This is a genomic window from Methylophilus sp. OH31, from assembly GCF_000576615.1.
GTDB lineage: Bacteria > Pseudomonadota > Gammaproteobacteria > Burkholderiales > Methylophilaceae > Methylophilus.
Genome location: NZ_BAUS01000001.1, coordinates 102,917 through 127,356, shown reverse-complemented (window position 1 = coordinate 127,356; position 24,440 = coordinate 102,917). Strand labels below are relative to the sequence as shown.

Below are 24,440 nucleotides of genomic sequence, written 5' to 3'. Positions count from 1 at the left end.
TGTATACATTGTAAAGATAGTATTTATATCGTTAATTCAATAATTTAAGCGGTTTTTTGCATAAAACACCTATAATTAACCTGCTAAGTTCACTTCCAAATAGCCGGATTGAAGGTCAGTGATTGACGATCCCGGCGCCAGATGACCTCATGTTGGCCGACCGCCAACCACCAGGTTTGTGTTTCAGGCCTGGGTTTATTCTCGGCGAATGCTTCTGGTGTTAAGACTGCCACACACCACGCCGTTTCTGGATGACGTACGGATTGATACAGAATGCAACCCAACGCAATTTCTCTCGCTACTTGTGCAAAGGCTTGTGTAGGGCCGTAATCGGTTTTATCTAACCAACTCGCATCTGCATCAAAGGGCGGTTTGCGTAAATCCACCACTTGCGCTTTGAGCGCCACCTGAAACGCGGTATGTGCCACAGGTTCAATATGCGTCAGGGCGGGTGCATCCATTAAAAACCGCCAGCGCCAGTAACCGAGTTCAGCAGCTGCGGTTGCTACCGATTCCGCGCCATAAAACACCCCCGGGTCATTTGCACCCCTAAATCGAGAGCCGCCTTTGCGCGTTGGGTAACGAAATGGGGTTGCCAGCAGATAGTCCAGCTTTGCCGTCGTGTCAGGGTAAGCTGGCTTGCTGTTATCGAGCAATGCTTCAAGAATATTCTGCTCAGCGGCGGTATCGACTACCTTCATAGTAGAAGCCACATGCTGTGCCTCCACCATACGCCAAGCCAAGCCCCGCCAGGCAAATGCCTCAGACGAGACCGCGTGAGGTGTCCAGGTAGTGTACGACACGCACCAAACCTTCCGTTTGAGAAATCAGGTCAATCGGGCGTGCATTCAGCGCCAGGTTATGGTTGTTCAACCACACCCGCGCCGTTTCATCATTGTTTACTATCGAATCCAGTGAGCGAAATACGCGCACAAACAACAACGCAAAATCCCACTCTTTACGCTTCTGGTCAAGAATGTATTTGCCATCATACAACCGTGTAATCGTCGCCGGACTCAAACCAAGAATCGTCGCCAACATCGCGCGTGAGAGTTGTAAACGCTCGGCAGCCCGACTTACCGCTTTGCTTAATACATGCGCAGCATCGGGCTTAGTTGCTGTTTCCATGATTTTTATCCTTTCTTAAGAAATTATATTATTAAAATATTTCTTTGGGAAGTTTATTGTGTTGTGCTGGAGAGGCCGTTATTGACTATCTCTATACTTATAGATTTAAGAGTATCGTCGTAAATGACGTCTTTTACGAGTTTAAAGACTACAATTGTTGCTGTTAGGGCTTTAAATTAGGAGTTTTTAGATGACTAAACTTGACCAAGAAATGGAACAGTTCAAAGCCGACTTACTGGCCTCAGTTAAAGAGCTAAAGTCTGGAGAAGTTGCATGTAGCACTCAGGTAGATGTTTCCTACGTTGTCTCAGAGCGCAATCATATGAGATTGTCAGGAAACTCAGCAGATTAATGCGTGTGTTGTTTTGCAAGACCCAACCCTGTTAGTTTCGCTTATAGTTTAAGGGGGGAATACCTCTAAATCTAGTGCCAGCTAGCCGTTTTAAAGTGTAATAAACTAGTTATTGAGATAGCTTAGTAGATCACTTTATTGTTATGCCATGTATTTCTTTAATGGGTTTAGGGGACTGAATTTGCAAAGTTAATAAATTTAGGAAAGCATCTGATTTGAGCTTTTCCTTACCTTTTAAAGAACATTCCCAAACTATAATAATTGACCATCCTAATTGTTGAAGTCTCTTAATTGCTAGGTCATCGTTCAATCGATTTTTAGAGATTTTTTCACTCCAAAATTCTGTTTTAGTTTGAGGCATTTTAAACAAGTGGCAGTTATGTCCATGCCAAAAACATCCATTAATGAAAATAACAGTTTTATATTTAGGTAAAACAACATCTGGTTTACCTGGTAAAGCTTTTACATGTAAACGATATCGAAAACCTAGGGCATATAAGCCTTTTCTAACTTGCATTTCTGGACGAGTATTTTTATTTCTTATACCAGCCATCATTTCGCTTCTTTTAATGCTACTAACGATATCCATAATAAACTTGACTGGTAATAATAAAGGGCGTAATGTCCGGTTTTATTCCCAGTTTTTAAAAGGGTTGGTATGGAGTTCTCTACTTTTAATGAAGAAAACGCCGCTTGGCAATATCTTGTGCAGGCCAGAAAGTATTTCACTCAAGATGAAATTGCAGTAAAACTCGATATGAGTGAACGGCAGGTTCGTCGCTGGGAATTAAAACAATCCACTATCAAACCATATATTATCCCTGCGTTACAAGCTATGTTACCTTTTGAAGAAACTACAAACCCATTAGCGAAGTTTAAATTTATTGACCTTTTTGCCGGGATTGGTGGCATTCGTACAGCGTTTGAGAGTGTAGGTGGGCAGTGTGTGTTTACTAGTGAATGGGACCGGTTCGCGCAAAAAACATATTTGCAGAATTTTGGAGCGTCACACCTTGTTCATGGGGACATTACAAAAATAACTACTGATGAAATCCCAGATCATGATTTGTTACTGGCGGGTTTCCCTTGTCAGCCATTTTCAATAGCTGGCGTAAGTAAAAAAAACGCTTTAGGTCGAGCACACGGTTTCAAAGATGAAACGCAGGGTACATTGTTTTTTGATGTGGCAAGAATTATAGAAGCTAAAAAACCAAAGGCTTTTGTATTAGAAAACGTTAAGAATTTAATTTCGCACGATAAGGGGCGTACTTTTGATGTAATTAAACGTACTCTTAAGGAGGAGCTTGGTTACCACATTGCACATCGTGTTATTGATGGGGCGCATTTTACCCCACAGCATCGTGAGCGAATCATTATTGTTGGTTTCAAGGATGCTGTAAATTTTGATTTCGATGGAATTCCTTTTCCTGAAAAAGGTGCTCGGAAGCTAAAAGAGATTCTGCATAAAACTGATGGGACAGAGCCTGTATTGCCATGGGATGAAGGCAAGTTTTTTGATGCCGAGTCTAATACAGTACATACTAAATACACACTTACAGATCACCTTTGGGGATATTTGCAGAATTATGCCGAGAAACATCGCGCCAAGGGGAATGGATTTGGATTTGGCTTAGTTACTGGGGATAGTGTTACACGCACACTCAGTGCTCGTTATCATAAGGATGGTTCTGAAATTCTTATATATCAGGGCGAACGTAAAAATCCAAGAAGATTGACACCAAGAGAATGCGCAAGGCTGATGGGCTTTCCAGACTCATTTAGAATTACTGTTTCAGATACTCAAGCATATCGACAGTTTGGAAATTCAGTTGTTGTGCCTGTAATTGGTCATGTAGCAAAGTTGATGCTTCCAATCCTGCAGGCGGAATTTATTGAGCCTGAGTTACCTTTATTCAAAACTGCTTAAAAATTTATGTTCGAAAAGCTTGAGAACCTATTGCAAAGACTTGCAGACTTAGGGGCAATCAGTGTTTACTGTAAACGACTTGCCGAAAACGATAATAGCAAGCAGCAAATATATCTTGGTGGCAATTTTGATGTAGTACAAATTTTCCCATTTCATGACATTGAAACTAACGAAAATGGCAAAGATAGCACCTATAAAGCAAAGCTTGATTTTAAATGGATAAATGATTCATCTGTTGAAACAGCCCAAGGAGCTCAGTTAATTTTGTACCCGCAGTATCCTGAAGTGCGTTTGTCAGGTTTTCTTAAAGGCTGCAAAATCTCCCCCAGTATTTTCTTAAGACCTGTTCAGAAAGGCCAAAGAAAGTTCAATAACGGTCACGATGGACGAATTCTATTTCTGGCAGTAACGCAAAACAGAGAAACATTGGCCTATCTAGCACCAGCTAGCAGCCAATTATCACTCGAGACCATTTCCAAATTAAAAGAGTTTGAGCAAAAGGGGCTTTTATTCAAAATTCCTTTAGCTGATGCTAATTCAAGAATAATCCTATTGGATAGATTGAAATTAATTCGTGATGCTGGCTGGCACAACTCTGTGAAGTTATCTAATGACGGTATCCTAAAAGCATATAAGGCAAAGAATGGGGGTGGGTACACTCTTGAAGGTTTGTTAGGGATATCTCCAAACGGAAGATCAGAGCCTGATTTTATGGGTTGGGAAATAAAAGGTTATAGTGGTGATCGCGTCACGCTCATGACACCAGAGCCTACAGGTGGTTTTTATGGTGAAAACGGCGTTGAAAAGTTTGTTAGGAAATTTGGAAGGCCCACTACGAATGATACGCTTTATTTCACTGGCCTTCACCGTTCAGGGATACGTAATGCCTCAACTAAATTAACACTTCATGTAAATGGATTTGATAAAAATAAGAGTCAAATTGAAGATGTTAATGGTGCGGTTCAGTTATTAACAGACTCCGGGGAAATCGCTGCATCTTGGTCTTTTGAAGGCTTACTAATGAAGTGGAATAAAAAACATGCTCAAGCTGCGTATATTCCATACCAAAAGAGTTTAAACGATCCACCCACATATCAATATAATAGTCCCGCTCTTATGGGTGAAGGAACAAACTTTAATCTTTATCTTCATGCATTATCTTCTGGGCTGGTGTTTTATGACCCAGCTTCGAAGGTTACGAGTGCTGATAGTTTAAACTCTAAGGTTAAAGCACGAAGTCAATTCAGAATGCCTATTAAAAAATTAGCCACTCTGTATCAAAAATTCGAGATTGTCGAATTTTAACGTTCTGAATATTTGCTTCAAAACGCTTATGGCTATGACTTAATAGACTTCTCTAACTATAAGCTGTGAAGGCGCAGGATCTCGCTTTACTCAAGCAGTATTCGGATATTTCAAAGAGTTACTTAATGTTCGCACTATCCGCATGCAAAGCAGAATTCTGGAGATATATGATTACTTTGTGGGTAATTCTCATGCGAGATTTTGATATAAACGATTCTGCTGAATGTAGTTGAATACCTGCTGCGGTATTTCAGTGATCACGGTTTCGTCATCGCGAATTAACTTTTCACGAATGCGCGTAGAGGAAATATCTGGTGGGGTAATCGGCAGAAAACTGATCAGGCCGTTCGCTTTTGCGGTAAAGGCTTCTGGCGCTGCTGCGATATCTATTAACTTACCCTCATGTTCTGGATGTAAGAATAAGGTTTTTTCACGATCTGCGCGGTGTACGACCAATATATGGCAATAGTCTAGTAACTCTAACCAGCGGCGCCAGGTAGGTAGTTTCTGGTAACTGTCTTGGCCCATGATCAGGCATAAGGCTTGGTCTGGAAAATGGAGCCGCAATAGGTGCAGGGTTTCTATGGTGTACGAAGTGCCCTGGCGGTCTAGCTCGCAGGTATCGAGCACGAATTGCGGGCGGTCTTGTATCGCCAATTGCACCATCGCGGCGCGGTGTTGTGCGGTGACGGCGGGTGTTGCTTTATGCGGTGGAACAGCTGCCGGAATAAAGCGGATTTGCGTGCAGTGCAGGGTGTCGAGCACGGTTTGCGCCAGCGCTAAATGCCCGTTGTGGATAGGATTGAAAGTCCCGCCAAAAATGCCTATGATTTCCATCGTAGTGATTCTTTCAAAGCATCGCGGTCAGACTGTATCAATCGGGCATCACCACTATGCGTGATGCGCCCAATTCATGCGTTAGGCCCTGACGTGGCCGTCACCTAGCACCACATATTTCAACGATGTTAATCCCTCCAAACCGACTGGGCCGCGTGCATGCAGCTTGTCGGTAGAAATGCCGATTTCTGCGCCAAAGCCGTATTCAAAGCCATCCGCAAAGCGGGTAGAGGCGTTGACCATGACGCTGCTGGAGTCGACTTCGCGCAGGAACTGGCGGGCTTTGGTGTAGTTTTCGGTGACAATCGCTTCGGTGTGCTGGCTGGAGTATTTGTTAATGTGCTCAATCGCTTCGTCGACGCCACTGACCACCTTGCACGAAATAATCGAAGCCAGGTATTCGGTGTAATAGTCTTCTTCAGTTGCGGCTATGGCTTGTGGCACGATGGCGCGTGTTTCTTCGCAGCCGCGGATTTCCACGCCTTTGCTAATCAGCATCTCGGCCAGTTTAGGCAGCGCGGTTTTGGCTATGCTGCGTGCGACCAATAGTGATTCGGCCGTATTGCAGGTGCCCAGGCGCTGGGTTTTGGAATTCTCCAGAATACGCACGGCTTTGTCTAAGTCTGCTTCGTCGTCCACATACACGTGGCAGTTGCCATCCAGGTGTTTGATGACTGGAATGCGTGCATCGTTGCTGATGCGCTCGATGAGGCCTTTGCCGCCACGTGGCACGATGACATCGACATATTGTTTCATGGTGATGAGTTCACCCACGGCCGCGCGGTCTGTGGTTTCAACCACCAGCACGGCAGCTTGTGGCAAACCTGCTTGTTGCAGGCCTTGATGCACGAGCTTGGCCAGCGCCTGGTTGCAATGGATGGCCTCAGAGCCACCACGCAGAATGCAGGCGTTGCCGGATTTGATGCACAAGCCAGCGGCATCGACGGTCACATTTGGACGTGCTTCGTAAATAATGCCGATGACGCCCAATGGCACGCGCATCTGACCGATCTGGATGCCGGAAGGACGATATTTGAAGTTGCTCATTTCGCCAATCGGGTCTGGCAGGCTGGCGATTTGCTCCAGGCCTTCGGCCATGGTCGCGACTGATTTCTCACTCAAGGCCAGGCGGTCCAGCATGGCTGCTTCCATGCCGTTGGCTTTGGCTGCATCCAGATCTTGCTGGTTGGCGGCCAGTAGCGCTTTTTCGTGCTGGCGGATCAGGGCGGCGATATTACGCAGGGCCTGATTCTTGGTGTTGGTGTCGGCTTTTGCCATCAAACGGGAAGCGGCACGTGCCTGCTCACCCAGTTGTTTCATGTAATTTTGAATGTTCATAACCATCATTCTATCTTAAAACCTTAACGAGACCGTGCTGAGGCCGATCTGGCGGATTTATTCGCCGCCATACGCGCAATGCCACTACATAACCGGGAAAGCTCCAGCCAGGCATCGCCATCCCCTACGCCTTTTGCCATGCGGTCTATGTCTGACAATTTCTGCAAAGCAGCTTCGATATGTTTTTGCGGTAAAAATTCCAATGCGCGTTTAACCAGTGTCTGGCGGTCACCAAATAACCTGGCCTGGCTTAAGGCAGCCTGCACGGCCTGGCCGTTTTGCATGGCGAGCCGCACTTGCAATAAGGGGCGGAATAACCACACCAGCGGGTTCATCACGGCGACGGCAGTTTCGCCTTCTTCACGCAAGCCTTCAATAATGCGTAACACACGGCTCTGGTCACCTTGCAGCATGGCTTCGCCGAGTTGCGAGACATCAAAGCGTGCCACGTTTAGCACACATTGCCGGATGGCATCTTCAGAGACTGGGCCGGGCGGATGGAGCAAGCCCAGCTTCTGGATTTCCTGGTGCGCAGCCAATAAATTACCTTCGACTTGCTCGGCAATAAACCGGCGTGAGGTTTCATCCGCGGTTTGCTGCTGTATGGCCAGGCGTTGTGCAATCCATTCTGGCAGTTGTGGCAGTGGCACCTGGTTGAGCACCAGCAATACGCCGTGTTGTAATAAGGCTTCATACCAGGCGCTGCTGGTCATGTCGCGATCAGGCGCGGGCAGGGTGATGATAATGGTGGTATCAGCCGCGGGCAATTCAGCCACTTGCTGCAAGGCCTTGGCGCCTTCGACACCAGGTTTGCCGGTAGGAATGTTGATTTCGAGAATGCGTTGTTCGGCAAACAGCGAGAAACTTTGCAAAAACTGGCTGACTTGCGCCCAGTTGAAATAACGCTCTACGGTAAAGCTGGCACGTTCTTGCGCCCCGTGCTGGCGGGCAGCCGCACGAATCTGGTCGATGGCTTCAGTGATTGAGAGTGGCTCGTCACCCGCCAACACAAACAAATGCTGTTTTGGCGGCAGGTGTTGAGCCAGTTGCGCAGCCTGTATGCGCATGTTTATTGCGCTTTTTTCAGGGCAGACAAGCGGCGCATGATGCCGTTAAGCACGTCCGTGCGCATGGTCTGGGTCAAGCGCTTTTCTTCGGCCAGTTTAGCTAGCAAGTTCGAGTCGTTGTAGGTGTAGTCGCGTCTGCTTTCCATGACTAGTGGCAATCCCCATGTTGGCTCATCGCTGGCCTTGGTGCGGTATTGCACGCGATAGTAAAGCTCGTACTCTCGCACCACACCGGTACCACTCAGGGATAAAATGCGTTTTTCGTTTTCTTCATGCATCAGCTCCACCTGTAGTTCGGCTTCTTCGGCTGTCTCCACTAACTGGATATTTTGCTCTTTTAAACTCTTTTTAAGGGCCGATGTAATCTGCGTGTTGCCTGAGAGTTGGACTGTTTTAAATGACACAGGGTTAGGCTGCCTGAGCTGGAAGCCGCATGAGGATAACGCTGCAATCAATAGCATCAAGCCACTATTTTGCCAAAAGCGCTGTGGCAAAAATGGTGTCAGGTGTGAAAGCAGCATAGTCATCCTTTCTTTAAGCAACCACAATATTAATCAGTTTGTTAGGCACCACAATGATTTTTTTCACGCTGCCCTCATTGAGGAATTTTTGTACAAAGTCCTGATTAACGGCAGTCGCTTCAATTTGCTCTTTGGCCATACTTTTGGGGATGCTGATGCTGCCGCGCAATTTACCGTTCACTTGCACCACATACTCGACCTCGTCTTGCACCAACGCTGCATTAGCTGGCTCAGGCCATTTTGCCGTGAGGATATCTGCACCCAGTTTCAGGCTTTGCCACATGACTTGTGTCACGTGTGGCGCAATCGGCGATAGCACGCGCAACAGGATGCTATAACCTTCAAACGCGACGGCTTGCCAGTCTTTCTCGGCTTCTTTTTGCACTTTTTCCAGCGTGTTGAGGATTTTCATGCAGGCAGATGCCACGGTGTTGAATTGCAGTTTTGCCAGGTCAACATTGGCTTGTTTCAACACAGTGTGGATTTCACGTCTGTGGTTGGCAAGTTCACCTGTCAGTTTGTTTGGCAAGTCGGCTGGCTGGATTTGCGCTAAGGCATAGCCAAAGTTCCACACACGCTTCAAGAAACGATGTGAGCCTTCAACACCGCTATCTGACCATTCCAGCGTCTGTTCCGGTGGCGCGGCAAACATCATAAAGAAGCGTGCAGTATCGGCGCCGTATTGTTCGATCAGCGATTGCGGGTCGACGCCGTTGCGCTTGGATTTTGACATGGTGCCTATGCCTTGATAGTCAATGGCAGAGCCATCTTTAATCAATTTGGCACCGGTCACTTTGCCGTTGGCGTCTTGTACCAGTTCGATTTCTTCTGGAGCGAAGTACTCAATGCCGCCTTTGGCCGTGCGACGCGAGAAAATATGGTTAAGCACCATGCCTTGTGTCAGCAGGTTGGCAAAAGGCTCGTCATAGTTAACCAGGCCTAGGTCACGCATGACCTTGCTCCAGAAACGTGAATACAGCAGGTGCAGAATCGCATGCTCAATGCCGCCAATATATTGGTCGACTGGCATCCAGTGGTTAGTCTGCGCATCCACCATGGCATCATTGCTAAAGCCTGACGCATAACGCGCGTAATACCAGCTGGAGTCGACAAAGGTATCCATAGTGTCGGTTTCGCGCTTGGCTGGCTGGCCGCATTTAGGGCAAGCGCAGTTCAGAAAGTCTTCGCGTTTATTGAGCGGATTGCCTGAGCCATCCGGCACACAGTCTTCCGGAAGTTTGACCGGTAGCTGGTCATCCGGCACTGGTACATCGCCACAACTGTCGCAGTGCACGATTGGAATCGGGCAACCCCAGTAGCGCTGACGGGAGACACCCCAGTCGCGCAGGCGCCAGTTGGTTTGTTTGCCGCCCAGGTTTTTCTCGGCCAGGTCAGCGGCTACAGCATCCACGGCTTGGGTATAACCCAGGTCGTTGTATTTGCCTGAATGGATGCATACGCCTTTGGCTTTGTCGCCGTACCATTCTTGCCAGGCACTCAAATCAAAACTTTGGTCGATCACACTGATCACTTGTTTGATCGGCAGGCTATATTTTTTGGCAAAGCCAAAATCACGTTCGTCATGCGCTGGCACTGCCATCACGGCGCCTTCGCCGTAGGTCATCAGCACATAATTACCAACCCACACTGGCACCTGTTCGCCGGTAATCGGGTGCGCAACGGTCAGGCCGGTGTCCATGCCTTCTTTTTCCATGGTGGCCATGTCGGCTTCCATCACTGAGCCTTGCTTGCATTTTTCAATGAAAGCTTGCAATGCCGCATTGTTTTGCGCGGCATGCGTTGCCAATGGATGCTCGGCTGCGACGGCGCAGAAAGTCACGCCCATAATGGTGTCGGCACGGGTGGTGAATACCCACAGTTTGCCGTCATCAATCAGCTGGTCATCATTATTTTTGATGGTATGCGTAAAGGCAAAACGCACGCCTACGCTCTTGCCTATCCAGTTGGCTTGCATGGTTTTGACACGCTCTGGCCAGCCTGGCAGTTTGTCCAGGTCATCGAGCAATTGCTGGGCATAACCCGTGATGTGCAGGTAGTAGCCGGGGATTTCACGTTTTTCAACAAGCGCACCCGTGCGCCAGCCGCGGCCATCAATCACTTGCTCGTTAGCCAGTACCGTCTGGTCGACCGGGTCCCAGTTCACCACCTGGGTTTTTTTGTACGCAATGCCTTTTTCCAGCATACGCAGGAACAGCCATTGGTTCCACTTGTAATAATCCGGCTGGCAAGTCGCCAGCTCACGCCCCCAGTCAATGGCAAATCCCAGTGATTTCAACTGCTTGCGCATATAGGCAATGTTGTCGTAGGTCCATTGCGCAGGCGGCACATTGTTTTGAATCGCCGCATTTTCAGCGGGCAAGCCAAACGCATCCCAACCCATAGGCTGCAAGACGTTAAACCCTTTCATGTGGTGATAACGGCTTAAGACGTCACCAATGGTGTAGTTGCGCACATGCCCCATATGCAATTTGCCACTGGGGTAGGGGAACATCGACAAGCAGTAGTATTTGGGCTTATTGCTATCCGCCTTGGCCTGAAAGCTCAGGTTGGACTCCCAATGTTGTTGTGCCTGTTGTTCGACTTCTTTGAATGGATACTGCTGTTGCATGTGCGTGGCTTGAAAGTAACTAAACGAAGCGACAATTATACCCGAGAACTGATAGGCATGTTTTGCGTTGGCAGGTGTTGCCAGTAGGATGCGAACTCTATTTGGCTGATATCAGCCATGGTCGTTTAAAGTGGGTTGATATAAACCTATTGTGTGTCTGGCCAATGCCTTGGAAATGGCATTATTATTTATATAAATATAATTTACGTAATAAAAACATGGGGATAACTTTTATCGTCGTGATGCTGGTATCAATATTGCAGCCCTTTCACCTGTTTTTATAACAACAGAAACAGAAGAGGGTGTGACACATGAAGAAAAAAAGTTTGTTGATGGCCACGGTGCTGGCGTTTAACCCGGCCATGGAAGTGTTTGCCGAAGAAAAAGAACGGCAGGATGAAACACTGAATATTTCACCAGTTGTGGTGAAAGGGATTTTGCCAGACCGCCTGGAATCGGTGCCAGGTTCTTATTTCCTGGTTGATGAAAAAGCCCTGCAAGAACGGCGACCATTTTCGGTTCAGGAGGCATTAAGCAATGTGCCGGGGGTACATGTTGTGGGGGAGAACAGTTTTGGCCTGGGCGTTAATATCGGCGTGCGGGGCTTGGATCCGAGAAGAACGGCGCGCACCCTGCTGATGGAGGACGGCATGCCTTTGTTTCTGGCGCCCTATGGTGATCCAGCCGCACATTACACCACGCCATTGGAGCGTGTGCAGCGCATCGAGGTGGTTAAAGGCTCAGGCCAGATTCTATATGGCCCGCAAACGGTGGGTGGCATGATTAATTTTGTGACACGCCCGGTACCCAGTGACGGCCAGGTGCATGGCAATGTCACTGCCACCTTGGGTAACAATGACTTTACCAGCCTCTATGGCAACATCGGGGCCGGTGATGAGCGCGGTGGTTTGATGATTGATGCCTTGCACAAAAAAGGCGATGGTATTCGTGACAATCATGATTTCGAGATTCAGGAATACACGGCAAAAGGGCAGTTGAATTTATCTGACCGGCATACCTTGATTGCCAAGGCCAGTTATTTCCGTGAGAGCTCGCATGTGACAGAAACTGGGTTGGGACTGGTGGAATACCGTGAAGATAAATATCAGGCGCCTACTGGCAAAAATGATGTATTTGAGCACGAGCGTACCACGTTTCAACTACAGCACCTGTTCCAGATCAACCATCAGTTAAAGCTATCTACACAAGCCTACTATGCAAAATCTGAGCGGGCTTCGTTCCGACAGATTAATGATCCAGGAGGCCTTGGCGGACGCTCTGTGATGGATCGTTGTACAGGACTGGGTGTTGCGACCGAAGCCAATGCCGAACTTTGTGGTGGACGCTGGCGTCCGCGCGAGTTTGAATATTGGGGCATTGAGCCACGGCTGGATGTGCAGCATAGCCTGTTCGGCGTGGAAAGTAATGCAGTCCTTGGTTTCCGTTACCACCGTGAAGATATCCAGCGCAACCAGTTCCGTGGTGGGGATCCCCGTATCCAGAACCAGGAATACGCAGAGGCGTTTGGCGACCATCGCGAGCAGATTCATACCAATGTCGAGGCCAAATCCTATTACGCACAAAATACTTTTTATGTGGGCGAGTGGACGTTTACACCAGGTTTACGTATAGAAGATTTGCGTATCAGGACCGATATCCTGCGCGCCGAAGGTGCAGTGCAAAATAATGCTGAGTCAAAAGATACCAATCACCAGAGCAAAGTGTTGCCAGGATTCGGTTTAACCTGGAATGGCATTGCAAAAACCACTTTGTTTGCCGGTGTGCACAAAGGGTTTGCGCCGCCGCGCCCTGATCGTGATATCCATGCGCCAGGAGGCGCCAATACCGCCGTGGTGGTCAATACCAAGCCGGAAGAAAGCACCAATTGGGAGTTGGGCGCGCGCTCTAACTATATCAAAGGCGTCACCTTTGAAACCACATTGTTCCATACGATTTTTGACGATATTGTGGTGGCGGGCCCAACCTCTGGTTCATTTATCAATGGCGGACAATCGCAACAAACCGGGGTGGAGCTGGCTGGGCGTATTAACTTTGGTCACATATATGACTCGGCACATAATATCTACCTGGCCGGGTCTTATACCAATCTGATCACGGCCAAGTTCAAGAAAACCAATGCGGCAGCAGATGTGTTTAGTGGTGATCGTTTACCGTATGCGCCAAAACACTTGGCATCACTGAGCCTGGGCTATGAGCATCCGGTCGGCTTCGATGCGCGCATTGGTGTTGATTATGTAAGTGAGCAGCAAGAGGATGTTTCTTATCGTGCAGGCCGTTCTGAGGCCGATGTGTTATCAGGCCGTACCGGGCGCATTCCGGCCTATGCGTTGCTGAATGCAACGGCGAATTACCGGCCTGTAGGTAGTCGTGTCTCGTACTTTGTCAGTGCCTATAACCTGGCAGATAAAGAGTACCTGACCAGCCGTGTGGATGGCATGGTGGCGGGGCGTCAACGCCAGGTTTTTGGTGGCATCCGTTACGATTTTTAGTCTGTTGTACCGTCAATAAAAAAGCCCGCATCATGCGGGCTTTTTGCTTTGGCGCAGTTATTTCAATGCGCTAAGAATGTCTTCTTTAATCGCATTCAATTCGCCCAGGCCGTTGACCTTGACGTATTGTGGCGCACCGCTGACACCGGATTTTGCCCAGTCAGAATAGTAACCAATCAGTTGCTCAGTCTGGTCGTGATAGACCTGCAAACGCTTCAGAACGACTTCTTCTTTGTCATCATCACGCTGCACCAGTTCTTCACCGGTAACGTCGTCTTTGCCAGCCACTTTGGGCGCGTTGAATTTTATATGGTAAGTGCGGCCAGAAGCCGGGTGGCTGCGGCGGCCGCTCATGCGCTCAACAATGGCTTCATCCGGCACGTCGATTTCCACCACGTAATCAATGGCGACGCCTGCGTTTTTCATCGCCTCGGCTTGTGGAATGGTGCGAGGGAATCCGTCAAACAGGAAACCATTGGCACAATCTGCATCTTTAATACGTTCTTTGACCAGGCCGATAATCACTTCATCTGGCACCAGGCCACCTGCGTCCATGAATTTTTTGGCTTCCAGACCTAATTGAGTGCCTGCTTTGACTGCTGCGCGCAACATATCGCCAGTGGAAATTTGCGGAATATTGAATTTTTCTTTAATAAAGGTGGCTTGTGTCCCTTTACCGGCACCGGGGGCGCCCAGCAGAATCAAACGCATAACATGCTCCAAAAGTTTGGGTTTTAGTAAAAACAGAATTATATCAGGCTAAACTTTAAATCAGGTTAAGCCAGTGCTGCTTTGCACAAGTTGTGCTTAAGCCTGGTCTAGCAGATGCTGGTCCGCCAGGTAATTGCTGATGGCGACAAACTCGGCCACGCTCAGGTTCTCGGCACGTAGCTGCGAATCGATATTCAATGCGGTAAATCCATCATCATCCAGCAAGCCTTTGAGTGTATTGCGCAAGGTTTTGCGGCGTTGACCAAACGCCGCCGTGACCACTTTAGCGAATAAGGCTTCGTCACTGGCAGGATAGGGCAAGGTGTCATAAGGAATGCAGCGCACAAAAGCAGATTCGACTTTAGGCGCCGGGTCAAAGGCCTCGGGCGGCACGGTGACCATGTATTCCATCTGTAAGCGGTATTGCAGCATGACAGACAAGCGGCCGTATTCTGAGTTGGAAGGCTCGGCCACCATGCGCTCAACCACTTCTTTTTGCAACATAAAGTGCATATCGATGATTTGAGCAGTGTTTTCCAGCAGCTTGAACAGGATAGGGCTGGAGATGTTATATGGCAAATTGCCAACCACCCGGATGCGCTCGCCTATGTTTGCGAAGTCAAACTTCAATACATCTGAATTATGGATGGTGATTTTCTTCGGCGGGTAGAAGCCTTGCATCCACTGAATAATGTCGCGGTCGATTTCAACCACGTGCAAGTGATTCAGGTGCTTGATCAGGGGCTGCGTCATCGCGCCCAGGCCGGGGCCAATTTCGACCATCAGGTCATCCGCTTGCGGATGAATGGCGTTAATCAGGCTTTGGATAATGGCTTGGTCAATTAAAAAATTCTGACCAAATTTCTTCTTGGCAATATGTTTCATGTATTTGAGGTGTGACGTGTGTGTGACAGCGTGATGGCTAACTGTATGGCACTTAGCATACTGCCGAGATCGGCTTTGCCGCTGCCTGCAATATCCAGCGCGGTACCGTGATCGACAGAGGTGCGGATAATGGGTAGCCCCAGGGTCACATTGACCCCTTCGCCAAAGCTGGCGTGTTTGAGTACAGCGAGGCCCTGGTCATGGTACATGGCCAAGAACGCATCGGCTTGCGACAGATTTTTTTGTGAAAACATAGTGTCGGCCGGTAAGGCGCCGATGAGTTGCATACCTTCGGCACGCAAATTTTCCAGCACCGGGTTGATGGTGTCGATTTCTTCCATGCCCAGATAACCATCTTCGCCGGCATGCGGGTTTAGCCCGGCAACAAAGATGCGCGGTTGCGCAATGCCGAACTTATGCACCAGGTCGTGATGCAGAATGCGGATGGTGGTGGTGAGTGCTTCGGCGGTAATGGCAGCGCTGACCTGGGTAAGTGGTAAATGCGTGGTTGCCAGTGCGACGCGCATGCCACCACCGACCAGCATCATGACGACCTGTTCGGTATTGGTTTTTTCTGCCAGGTATTCGGTATGGCCAGTAAATGCAATACCTGCATCATTAATCACGCCTTTATGTACGGGCGCAGTGACCATGGCATCAAATTCGCCTGTTTGGCAGCCTGCCAGCGCGCGGTCCAGCATGCTTAATACTGCCGCACTGTTGGCCGGGTCGAGTTCGCCAGCAACGACGGGTGCAGCCGTTTGCACCGGCAGTACATACAGGCTGCCATCGCCCGCATGTGGCGGCAACGTTTCGGTATATGTATGCAATGTTAAGGGCGTCGCTAATTGCGCTGCTCTCGCCTGTAGTGCGACGGGGTCTGCCAACACCACCAGTGCGGCAGGCATGGCTGTGTGGGCGAGTTTGACGCAGATATCGAGCCCGATACCAGCAGGTTCGCCAGCGGTGATCGCAATACGTGGCAAGTTGTTCATGCGTTTAGAATTTATCTTCTAGGCGCATTTCAACAAAGGCTTTGTCACGTAGTTCGTGGATCCAGTCGTTATAAGATTCTTCCGCTTTACGCGCGCGGATTTCCTGGCGTGCTTTTAAACGTTTGGATTCTTTGGACATATCCTGTTTGCGGCGTTCCAGTACCTGGATGATGTGCCAGCCAAACTGGCTGCGGATTGGTGCACTGACTTCGTTCACTGCCAGCTCGGCCATGGTTTTTTCAAACACAGGCACGGTGTCACCCGGACTGATCCAGCCCAGGTCGCCGCCACTGGAAGCACTGCCATCGTCTGAGTATTGGCGTGCCATGTCCTGGAACGGTGTACCATGGTCTATACGCTCCTTGATGCCGTCAATTTTTTGCTTGGCTTCTTTGTCAGACAAAACTTCATTGGGCTTTAGCAGAATGTGGCGCACATGGGTTTGCTCAACAATCAGGGTGCTGGCACCTGCGCGTCTGTCATTCAGTTTAAGAATATGTACGCCGGTACCACTGCGGATTGGACGTGAGACGCCACCCGCTTGCAATGTTTTAACCAGTTCCAGAAACTGGGCTGGCATTTGCTGACCGCTGCGCCAGCCTAAACTACCACCATCCAGCGCGTTAGGCGCATCTGAAAAATTGGCAGAAGCTTTTTCAAAGCTCATGCCTTCAGCCAGCGCTTTGGTAATTTGTTCCGTGCGTGCTCTGGCTTTTTGAATGTCTTCTGGCGAACTGTCTTCCGGCAGGCGAACCAGGATTTGCGAGATGTTGAACTCATCCAGATCGCCTTCTTTCTCTTGTGTCGTTAAATAGTTGTCAATTTCGGCTTCGGAAATATTCACCTTGTTGTCTACATCGCGCTCGCGCAGGCGGGCAAGAATAATGTCATTGCGGATATCTTCACGAAACTTGTAGAACTGGGTCCCGTCTTCCTCCAGTGCTTTTTTAAAGGCAGGCAAGGTCAGGTTGTTTTGTTCGGCAATCCGCTCAATTGTTTTGTCCAGTTGTGCATCTTCGACTTTAATACCGGTTTGGGCGGCCAGTTGCAGTTGCAGGCTATCGACGATCAGGCGTTCCAGAATCTGCTTTTGCAGTACCTCATCAGGCGGCACTTCAACGCCTTTTTTAATCATTTGTGTCTTGACTGATTCCATGCGGTTCAGCATTTCCCGTTCCGTAATGACGGATTGGTCGACTACCGCAATGATGCGATCCATTTTTTCAATCGGACGTTTTTCTGCGGCAAATAGTGTTGTTGATTGCGATGCGTACAGCGCAAACACCATCGTGGAGATAAGGAAATTAGATAAACGTTTCATCATTGCGCGTTCTGGTCTCTGTAAATTGCCGGGATATCATAAGTGCGCATATAGGTCGGAATATTGCGCTTGATCACATTTAACGGGTTGGCACCAATTGAGGTCAACCCACCGAGTTCGAGTTGGAAAAACATGGCATAGTTCGCATCGGCAGTCGCTGTTTGTACGCGTTGCATGACCGCGCGGGCTTGCCAGCAACCGGCATCATATTCCAGCCCGCCCAGGAATTGCACGATGTTGCCATCACGGATGGAGTAATTCAGCCTGCTGATACCATACCAGCCTGCACCCAATGGCCATTGGGCTGAAGTGTCGATTTGTTCGAGCGTGTTAGCCGTGTAACGATAGCCAAAACTGAATGATTTGCCTGGTTCTGGGTTATACCGCAATAAATAGTTATTACGTTCCATATTGCCGCGGTCAGGATCATATTGCCAGAAGGTGTCCAGGTTCAGGCGGCTGGAAAGGCGTGCCGTAAAGCCAGCCAAAATGTCTGAGGATTTACGTGTACTAACGGAGGTATTCGGGAGCGAGACTTTTTGATCTTCGAAATAAAAGCGTTGCCCCAATGTAGCACTGAGTCGCTCAATACCCGTTTCAGCGTCAATCAGGCGACTGGTGATCGCCAGCGTGGTTTGATTGGCATTGTTGACCCGGTCACCGCCAATAAACTGGTTTTCGGTAAAAATAGAGTCCTGATTCAGGGTCGCGAGCGCCGTGTCAAAAATCGGGATTTTGCTTTGATCTCGATACGGAATATAAACATAGTACGCTCTTGGTTCCAGAGTGTGAGTATAGTTTGTACCGAAAATACTTGATTCACGATCAAAATACAGTCCTGAGTCCAGGCTGAAAATAGGCAGCGTTCGACTCAACTGGTTGTAGTCTTGCGAATAACCAGAAGGGATATTGTTACTCAGGCTATATTGCGTGGTATTGACCCCGAACTTGGGCGTGATAAAGCCATATGAACTTTTGATCGGATAGGAGAGCGATGGATAGAAATTTAATCTAGAGCCGGTTGCTACCTTGCCCATCTCCTGCATGCTGTCAAAAAAGACATATTGCGCCGCCGTTTGCGTTGTGATGCCATGCCAGCTGTTGTCGTAATTCAACGTCAGTTGAGGCAGGCGCTGATAGACAAATGATTTGTTATCCAGGTTTTGATAGCGCTGTACCGAGCCATTAAATGTCCAGTTGTCGTCTTGGTAATCAACAAAAGCGGTTTGTTGCAAGTTGACGCGTGACGTGACCTGGATCCTGGTCGCCATTTCGGAAAAGTACTTGTCGTCTGATACTTTTTCCAAGTTGTAACCGCCGGACCAGTGTTCACTGAAGCGTTGTGCATGTGATAATTTGGCATAAAACCGGGTTTGATCGGTCAAGCTGTCTTTATCCAGATACTCCAGGTTATTAATGCCTGAATAGTCCTCACCGAGGTAGCGGAATTCGCCCTGCAATTGCACCCCGCGCTTACTTAAGAAACGGGTAGCAATGGTGGCGTCCATGTCCGGCCGGATATTAATATAGTATGGCGTGAGTAACTCAAAGCCGCTTCTGGACGTGGTTCCCCAAAGTGGGGCCAATAAGCCACTTTTACGCTGGTTGTTATAAGAAAAACTCATCCAGGGCGTGTAGAGGATGGGTACGCCCTTAAACTCAACGAATGCGTTAGTGGCTTCGCCAGTACGTGTATAGTCGTTGAGTTCCAGGTTGTTGGTTTTGATATACCAGTCATCCACATCGGCAGCACAGGAGGTATAGCTGGCACTCTTCAGGCGCTTGATATTCTGGCCTTCAAATAACACCTGTTTGGCCGAGGCGCGGATGTTCTCAAAAGAGGTATTGTCTTTTTGCGTGCTATAAGACTCGTTATCTTCGAGATACCTTTTCGGGTCACTCAGCAAAATGGCTTCATCATTGAGTAATGCGCTGCTGTCCTGATTGCTGGGTGGCGGCGGGCTACTTTTGAACTCAATGGTGACGTCGCGCATTTCACCAATGTTCTCGCTCATGCGCATCCGCAGCATCGGGCCTTTGATGGTTGTTTGCCCGGCCGTAATCACCGCGTTACCATCCACTTGCAGTTCGTCATTCTGGATGTCGTAACGGATATCATCCCCGGTGACTTGCTGGCCTTCTTTGCGGATCACTGCGTTGCCTATGGCGCGCATTTGGCGGTCCATGCGCAGTTGCAAGGTGTCGCCTTCAATTTCAATCGCACCGGGCAAGGTGGTGTTTTCTGCCACTATTATGGTAGATGCTTCAGCCTGATCATCCGCGCACGCATGCACAGGCGCCAGCGTGCCGATAGCAGTGAGCGCCAAAATCAGACGGATGCCGCGTTCCTGAAAGGTGGATGAGTGAGCTTGCAAATTATTCAAAGAGTGATCGTTTCGGTAAGGCCTGCTAATGGCCGACGTTTGTATGCACGCATCCCGGACCATACGGCCAGATGTCCCGTTTCAATTGGGCTATATTATTCATGAAAATGCTTAAAAAGTCATTTTTCACTTAAAATGACAGCCGCATTTTAACAGTAATGCCCGGTAGTATGGGCCGATTCATTATTTGGGAACATTTGTGGATAGAACACAGCAACTTCAACAATGGCTACAGCAGGTGCTCGATCAGCCTTTTACACTCACTACCGCTTCGGCAGACGCCAGTTTCAGGCGTTATTTCCGCGTGCATTTGCCGACGCAAACCCTGATTGCCATGGATGCGCCATCGCCGCAGGAAGACTGTCGCCCGTTTGTGCGCGTGGCTGAGCAATTGCTGGCAGCCGGGCTCAATGTGCCCAAGATCGTGGCGCAAGACGTTACACAAGGTTTTTTGTTGTTAAGCGATTTAGGCAACGATACCTATCTGTCGCAACTGAATCGTGACAACGCCAAGGATTTATATGGCGATGCTTGCCAGGCCCTGATCAAGATGCAACTGGCAACACAGCCAGAAGCGTTGCCAGCATATGATGCAGCCTTGCTGATGCGCGAATTGCAATTGTTCCCGGAGTGGTATGTGAGCAAGCATTTGGGTAAAACGCTGACGGCAGAGCAGCAGGCCGTGATGGATAAGACGTTTGGCTTGCTGATCGACAATATTTTGCAGCAACCGCAAGTGACGGTGCACAGGGATTATCACTCGCGCAACCTGATGGTGACCACGGATAATAACCCGGGAGTGCTGGACTTTCAGGATGCCGTCATCGGGGCCATTACCTACGACCTGGCGTCTTTGTTCAAAGATGCCTATATCCGCTGGGACGAAGAAGATCTGATGGACTGGGTAGTACGTTACTGGCAGTCTGCTAAAAAAGCTGGCTTACCAGTTACTGCCGATTTTGGCGAGTTTTATAAAGATTTTGAGTGGATGGGCGTACAGCGCCATATCAAGGTGCTGGGTATTTTTGCCCGTTTGTATCATCGTGATGGTAAAGATGGCTATCTCAAGGATATGCCGCTAGTGATGCAGTATTTGCAGGCAGCCTGCGAACGTTATGTCGAACTGCGGCCATTTTTAAGGTTGCTGTTGGCCTTGGAAAAGGCAGCATAAATCATGCGGGCAATGATCCTGGCGGCAGGGCGTGGCGAACGGATGCGACCACTGACCGACCATACGCCCAAACCGTTGCTGATGGTCGGTGGCAAACCACTGATTGTGTGGCATATCGAGCGCTTGGCGCGGGCCGGTTTTACCGAGCTGGTGATTAATCATGCACATTTGGGGCAGCAGATTGAAGCCGCATTGCGCGATGGTGCGCAATGGCTGGTACATATCCGTTATAGCGCTGAGCCGCAGGCTCTGGAGACGGCAGGCGGCATTGCGAATGCCTTGCCTTTGTTGGGTGACGAGCCGTTCCTGGTGGTGAATGGAGACGTGTTTACCGATATTGATTATGCCAGCCTGCATTTGCCAGCCGGTAAATTGGCGCACCTGGTCATGGTGGATAATCCACCGCAGCATGCGAGTGGTGACTTTGGCCTGGAAAACGGACTGGTGATTGAGTCTGCCGGGCATCGTCTCACTTTTTCGGGCGTAGGTGTCTATCATCCTGCGCTATTCGAGAGTGTGCCCCCTGGGCAGGCAGCCAAATTGGCCCCGTTGTTAAAAGCTGCGATGCAACAGCAACGCGTGACTGGACAACATCACCTGGGTTTGTGGCATGATATCGGCACACCGGAGCGTTTAGAGCAGCTCGATCATTGGCTATATAAAAAAACAAATCAGGGGGAATAATGAAGCCACCTTATGAACATCGTACCGATAAAATCGCCCATCAGGCGTTGATGTGGATAGAGCGGTTGGGACTAGGATTAGTGACTATCGCTACTTTTTTCTCGCTGGCGCACGAATTGGCGCGCATGTGGGACGCAGGTATGGTCGGTCTCGGTGATTTGCTGCAGCTGTTTTTATATCTGGAAGTGTTCTCCATGATTAACAGCTATTTTGGCACCGGTAAACTGCCCATGCGTTATCCGATTTATATCGCCATGGTGGCTTTGGCTCGCTATTTATTGCTGGATATGAAGGAAATGACAGAGACACATATGTTAGCAGTGTCTGCTGCCATTCTGATATTGGCGATTTCCGTATTGGTGATGCGCTTTGGGCATTCGCGTTATCCCTATGAGGATATCCCTGAACAGAAACGCGATTTGCTTTAAAACCATCAGGCGGCGGCAAGTTCCCCGTTTAACAGGGTGACCTGGTTACGGCCTTGTGCTTTTGAGGTATATAAAGCCTGGTCAGCCCGTGTAATAAAGCTGTCAGCAGATTCCCCCGGATGGTAAGCGGTGACACCCATGGAAATGGTAATGTTGGAAATCAGCCGCTGGGTGACATTGTTTTTAATGGTGATGGCGGCGACCTGGCGACGAATATTCTCTGCAATTTCGTGTGCAATATCCATACTGGTGTGCGGCAGCAACAGCACAAATTCTTCACCACCGTAGCGGGCAGCGGTATATAAATTGCCCGACACGGTTTTTAATATCCTGGCCACGGCTTGAATGACTTTGTCGCCGAATAAATGCCCGTAGCTGTCATTCACTTTTTTAAAAAAATCAATATCGGCAATCATCAGGCATGTTTCTTCAGCGGGCCCGGTGTCCAGGCATTGATGCAATGCGCTATCAAATCCTTTACGGTTCATCAGTCCGGTCAGACCATCCGAGATCGCCTCTTGCTTGGCTTTCATAATCTCGTTTTTCAGGTCAGCGATTTCTTCCAGGCTAGAGGATAGTTGATGCTGTAAACCATGCATGGAGGTTTGCATGTGTTGGGTGTCAGACAGCAAAGAGCCTAATTGCGCCCCTAGCTGCGGATCCAGTTGTTGAATCTCATCAGACCAGGCGTCGAGTGATTTTCTAAACTGTGAGGTCTCTTGCCCGGCTTTTTCTGTGGAAGAGGTGATACTGGTCACCACCTGGTTGAAGCGCTCCACCAGTACCTTGGCACTATCGGCATCGGCACCGGCAATATGTTTGTTAAACAGGTGGGTAGTGCTCTTTTCGTTAAGTCTTTTCTCTTTCTCAATCAAGTCATTCACTTCTTCAATCAGGCGCACATGTTCGCCCGAGGAATATTCATACCAGACCGCGTAGCTGACCGGATGAAAAGCCGCATCCTGCATCGACATATGATGGATGGCTTGTCGCAGATATTCTGCACTTTTTTCTTTAGTAATTTCGTATTGCATCATGGCCTCTCGCGATGTTAAATTCAACGCAAAGAATCTTCTTATTGTTAAGTATTCAAGCATACTCAAGGGGAATAACGGCAGCGTGCGGATTTCTTTAAGGGTAAACGCGAAATAAATCCGAAACAGGCTTGATTTTGCTTAGAATAATGCCTCTCTCATCACTACGATTGCCATGAAAAAAGAAGATTTGATACAGTTGGTTACCCTCAAAATGCCTTATGGCAAATATCAGGGCAGGCTGATCGCCGACTTGCCGGGCAATTATCTGCACTGGTTTGCACGTGAGGGTTTTCCGCCAGGCGAGCTTGGTCGCCTGTTGCAATTGATGCGTGAAATTGACCACAATGGCTTGTCATCGCTGTTAACGCCGCTACGCGCTGAGGCGACGAAACCTCATGATTAAGCATTGGCTGATGGTTTTTCTGTTGCCGTGCCTCATGCTGGCAGCATCGGCATTCGCAGCAGAAGCCTGGCAATCCCCAGCGTATTTGCAGCAGGCATTCAATGAGGTGGCGCTGCATAGTGAATATGTTGCGGGCGAGCAAGTCGTGCGCAAATGGCAGCAGCCGGTCAAGGTATGGTTGGTGCATCATGCAGACCAGGCTGACAAACATACGAAACTTACGCGCTATCATTTACGCCATTTATCGCAAATTACCGGTCACCCGATCAGTTTTGCAGCTAGCGCAGCAGAAGCTAATATGACAGTCGTGTTTAGCCAGTCTGCCCTATGGCATCAAGAAGTTGCACAAGTAAGTGGCAATAAAAGCAGGCCACCACCCGCCGATGCCATATGTATGTTCGGCCTCACCCTCGATGCACAAAATGCCATCAAGCGCGCCTGGGTGGTGATTCCTGTCGACCATGCGAATGAGCGTGGTTCGCTGGTATCTTGTATTGTGGAAGAGATCACGCAGGCCATGGGCTTGCCGAATGATTCCGACAAAGTGTATCCCTCGGTATTTAACGATAAAACGCCTGAGTCATTGCTCACTGGCCTCGATGGTTTATTGCTGAAGATGCTGTATTTGCCTGCGATCAAACCCGGCATGCGTGCCGGGCAGGTGCAGCCTATCCTGGCGCACCAACTGCAGCAATGGCAGGATGATGGCACCATACAAGATGCCGAAAAAAATGTCAGGCAATCTGAGTTATATGAAATGATGGGCTTCTGACCGTATTTGGCCGGAACCATTCCAGCAATTGCCAC

22 protein-coding genes are annotated in these 24,440 nt (G+C 48.9%); 8 read left to right on the top strand and 14 right to left on the bottom strand.

Annotation, left to right across the window (positions count from 1 at the left end):
• Nucleotides 1-89: 89 nt before the first annotated feature.
• From OH31_RS00555 to OH31_RS00540, 3 genes are all read right to left on the bottom strand, one after another.
• Entirely contained in the window at nt 90-803 is a 714-nt protein-coding gene (locus OH31_RS00555; protein ID WP_242402147.1) for an RES family NAD+ phosphorylase, read from the bottom strand.
• On the bottom strand, nt 763-1,128 hold the full coding sequence (locus OH31_RS00550) for an antitoxin Xre-like helix-turn-helix domain-containing protein (RefSeq protein ID WP_024929190.1): 366 nt from the start codon (nt 1,126-1,128) through the stop codon (nt 763-765). The genes OH31_RS00555 and OH31_RS00550 overlap by 41 nt, the downstream gene beginning before the upstream one ends.
• Nucleotides 1,129-1,610: 482 nt before the next feature.
• Nucleotides 1,611-2,069: a very short patch repair endonuclease gene (locus OH31_RS00540; RefSeq protein ID WP_201768556.1), complete on the bottom strand. Its 459-nt coding sequence runs from the start codon at nt 2,067-2,069 to the stop codon at nt 1,611-1,613.
• A gap of 69 nt (nt 2,070-2,138) precedes the next feature.
• Here OH31_RS00540 and dcm point away from each other — a divergent pair, with 69 nt between their 5' ends.
• Nucleotides 2,139-3,407 carry a DNA (cytosine-5-)-methyltransferase gene (dcm, locus tag OH31_RS00535; protein WP_024929188.1) on the top strand — a complete coding sequence of 423 codons (1,269 nt, stop codon included), beginning with the start codon at nt 2,139-2,141 and terminating at the stop codon, nt 3,405-3,407.
• A gap of 30 nt (nt 3,408-3,437) precedes the next feature.
• Entirely contained in the window at nt 3,438-4,712 is a 1,275-nt protein-coding gene (locus tag OH31_RS00530) for an MvaI/BcnI family restriction endonuclease (RefSeq protein WP_158497421.1), read from the top strand.
• Nucleotides 4,713-4,901: 189 nt separating this feature from the next.
• Here the strand turns inward: OH31_RS00530 and nadD are convergent, their stop codons facing one another.
• The 5 genes from nadD to leuS form a co-directional block, all read right to left on the bottom strand.
• Nucleotides 4,902-5,549, bottom strand: a complete 648-nt coding sequence (gene nadD / locus OH31_RS00525; RefSeq protein WP_024929186.1) for a nicotinate-nucleotide adenylyltransferase — start codon at nt 5,547-5,549, stop codon at nt 4,902-4,904.
• 81 nt (nt 5,550-5,630) lie between these two features.
• A complete protein-coding gene (locus tag OH31_RS00520; RefSeq protein WP_024929185.1) occupies nt 5,631-6,887 on the bottom strand; it encodes a glutamate-5-semialdehyde dehydrogenase in 1,257 nt (418 codons plus the stop codon).
• Nucleotides 6,888-6,910: 23 nt separating this feature from the next.
• Nucleotides 6,911-7,954, bottom strand: coding sequence for a DNA polymerase III subunit delta (gene holA / locus OH31_RS00515; protein WP_024929184.1), 1,044 nt, complete (start codon nt 7,952-7,954; stop codon nt 6,911-6,913).
• A gap of 2 nt (nt 7,955-7,956) precedes the next feature.
• Nucleotides 7,957-8,475, bottom strand: a complete 519-nt coding sequence (gene lptE / locus OH31_RS00510) for an LPS assembly lipoprotein LptE (protein WP_019882830.1) — start codon at nt 8,473-8,475, stop codon at nt 7,957-7,959.
• 13 nt (nt 8,476-8,488) lie between these two features.
• A complete protein-coding gene (leuS, locus tag OH31_RS00505; protein WP_024929183.1) occupies nt 8,489-11,104 on the bottom strand; it encodes a leucine--tRNA ligase in 2,616 nt (871 codons plus the stop codon).
• Nucleotides 11,105-11,415: 311 nt separating this feature from the next.
• Between leuS and OH31_RS00500 the strand changes: the two genes are divergently transcribed.
• Nucleotides 11,416-13,614, top strand: coding sequence for a TonB-dependent receptor domain-containing protein (locus tag OH31_RS00500; protein ID WP_024929182.1), 2,199 nt, complete (start codon nt 11,416-11,418; stop codon nt 13,612-13,614).
• A 57-nt stretch (nt 13,615-13,671) separates the two neighbouring features.
• On the opposite strand, the gene adk is transcribed toward OH31_RS00500, so the two are convergent.
• The 5 genes from adk to OH31_RS00475 form a co-directional block, all read right to left on the bottom strand.
• Complete coding sequence (gene adk, locus OH31_RS00495; RefSeq protein WP_024929181.1) at nt 13,672-14,325, bottom strand: adenylate kinase; 654 nt, start codon at nt 14,323-14,325, stop codon at nt 13,672-13,674.
• 96 nt (nt 14,326-14,421) lie between these two features.
• The gene (gene rsmA, locus OH31_RS00490; protein WP_024929180.1) at nt 14,422-15,210 is read right to left on the bottom strand and encodes a 16S rRNA (adenine(1518)-N(6)/adenine(1519)-N(6))-dimethyltransferase RsmA; all 789 of its coding nucleotides are present in this window, start codon (nt 15,208-15,210) and stop codon (nt 14,422-14,424) included.
• Nucleotides 15,207-16,205, bottom strand: a complete 999-nt coding sequence (pdxA, locus tag OH31_RS00485; protein WP_024929179.1) for a 4-hydroxythreonine-4-phosphate dehydrogenase PdxA — start codon at nt 16,203-16,205, stop codon at nt 15,207-15,209. Before pdxA ends, rsmA begins: the two co-directional genes overlap by 4 nt.
• Before the next feature lie 4 nt (nt 16,206-16,209).
• Nucleotides 16,210-17,529, bottom strand: coding sequence for a peptidylprolyl isomerase (locus OH31_RS00480; RefSeq protein WP_369751507.1), 1,320 nt, complete (start codon nt 17,527-17,529; stop codon nt 16,210-16,212).
• The gene (locus OH31_RS00475) at nt 17,526-19,910 is read right to left on the bottom strand and encodes an LPS-assembly protein LptD (protein WP_024929177.1); all 2,385 of its coding nucleotides are present in this window, start codon (nt 19,908-19,910) and stop codon (nt 17,526-17,528) included. The genes OH31_RS00480 and OH31_RS00475 overlap by 4 nt, the downstream gene beginning before the upstream one ends.
• 199 nt (nt 19,911-20,109) lie before the next feature.
• Between OH31_RS00475 and OH31_RS00470 the strand changes: the two genes are divergently transcribed.
• The 3 genes from OH31_RS00470 to OH31_RS00460 are packed head-to-tail and all read left to right on the top strand — an operon-like array spanning nt 20,110 to nt 22,193.
• Nucleotides 20,110-21,081, top strand: a complete 972-nt coding sequence (locus tag OH31_RS00470) for an aminoglycoside phosphotransferase family protein (protein WP_024929176.1) — start codon at nt 20,110-20,112, stop codon at nt 21,079-21,081.
• 3 nt (nt 21,082-21,084) lie between these two features.
• Complete coding sequence (gene murU, locus OH31_RS00465) at nt 21,085-21,765, top strand: N-acetylmuramate alpha-1-phosphate uridylyltransferase MurU (protein ID WP_024929175.1); 681 nt, start codon at nt 21,085-21,087, stop codon at nt 21,763-21,765.
• Entirely contained in the window at nt 21,765-22,193 is a 429-nt protein-coding gene (locus OH31_RS00460; RefSeq protein WP_019882820.1) for a phosphate-starvation-inducible protein PsiE, read from the top strand. Before murU ends, OH31_RS00460 begins: the two co-directional genes overlap by 1 nt.
• A 5-nt stretch (nt 22,194-22,198) precedes the next feature.
• Here OH31_RS00460 and OH31_RS00455 read toward each other — a convergent pair whose 3' ends face one another.
• Complete coding sequence (locus tag OH31_RS00455; protein WP_024929174.1) at nt 22,199-23,230, bottom strand: GGDEF domain-containing protein; 1,032 nt, start codon at nt 23,228-23,230, stop codon at nt 22,199-22,201.
• Nucleotides 23,231-23,402: 172 nt separating this feature from the next.
• On the opposite strand from OH31_RS00455, the gene OH31_RS00450 reads away from it, so the two are divergent.
• Entirely contained in the window at nt 23,403-23,633 is a 231-nt protein-coding gene (locus OH31_RS00450; RefSeq protein WP_024929173.1) for a DUF3820 family protein, read from the top strand.
• Between the two features lie 10 nt (nt 23,634-23,643).
• On the top strand, nt 23,644-24,405 hold the full coding sequence (locus OH31_RS00445; RefSeq protein ID WP_242402146.1) for a DUF2927 domain-containing protein: 762 nt from the start codon (nt 23,644-23,646) through the stop codon (nt 24,403-24,405).
• Nucleotides 24,406-24,440 lie beyond the last annotated feature (35 nt).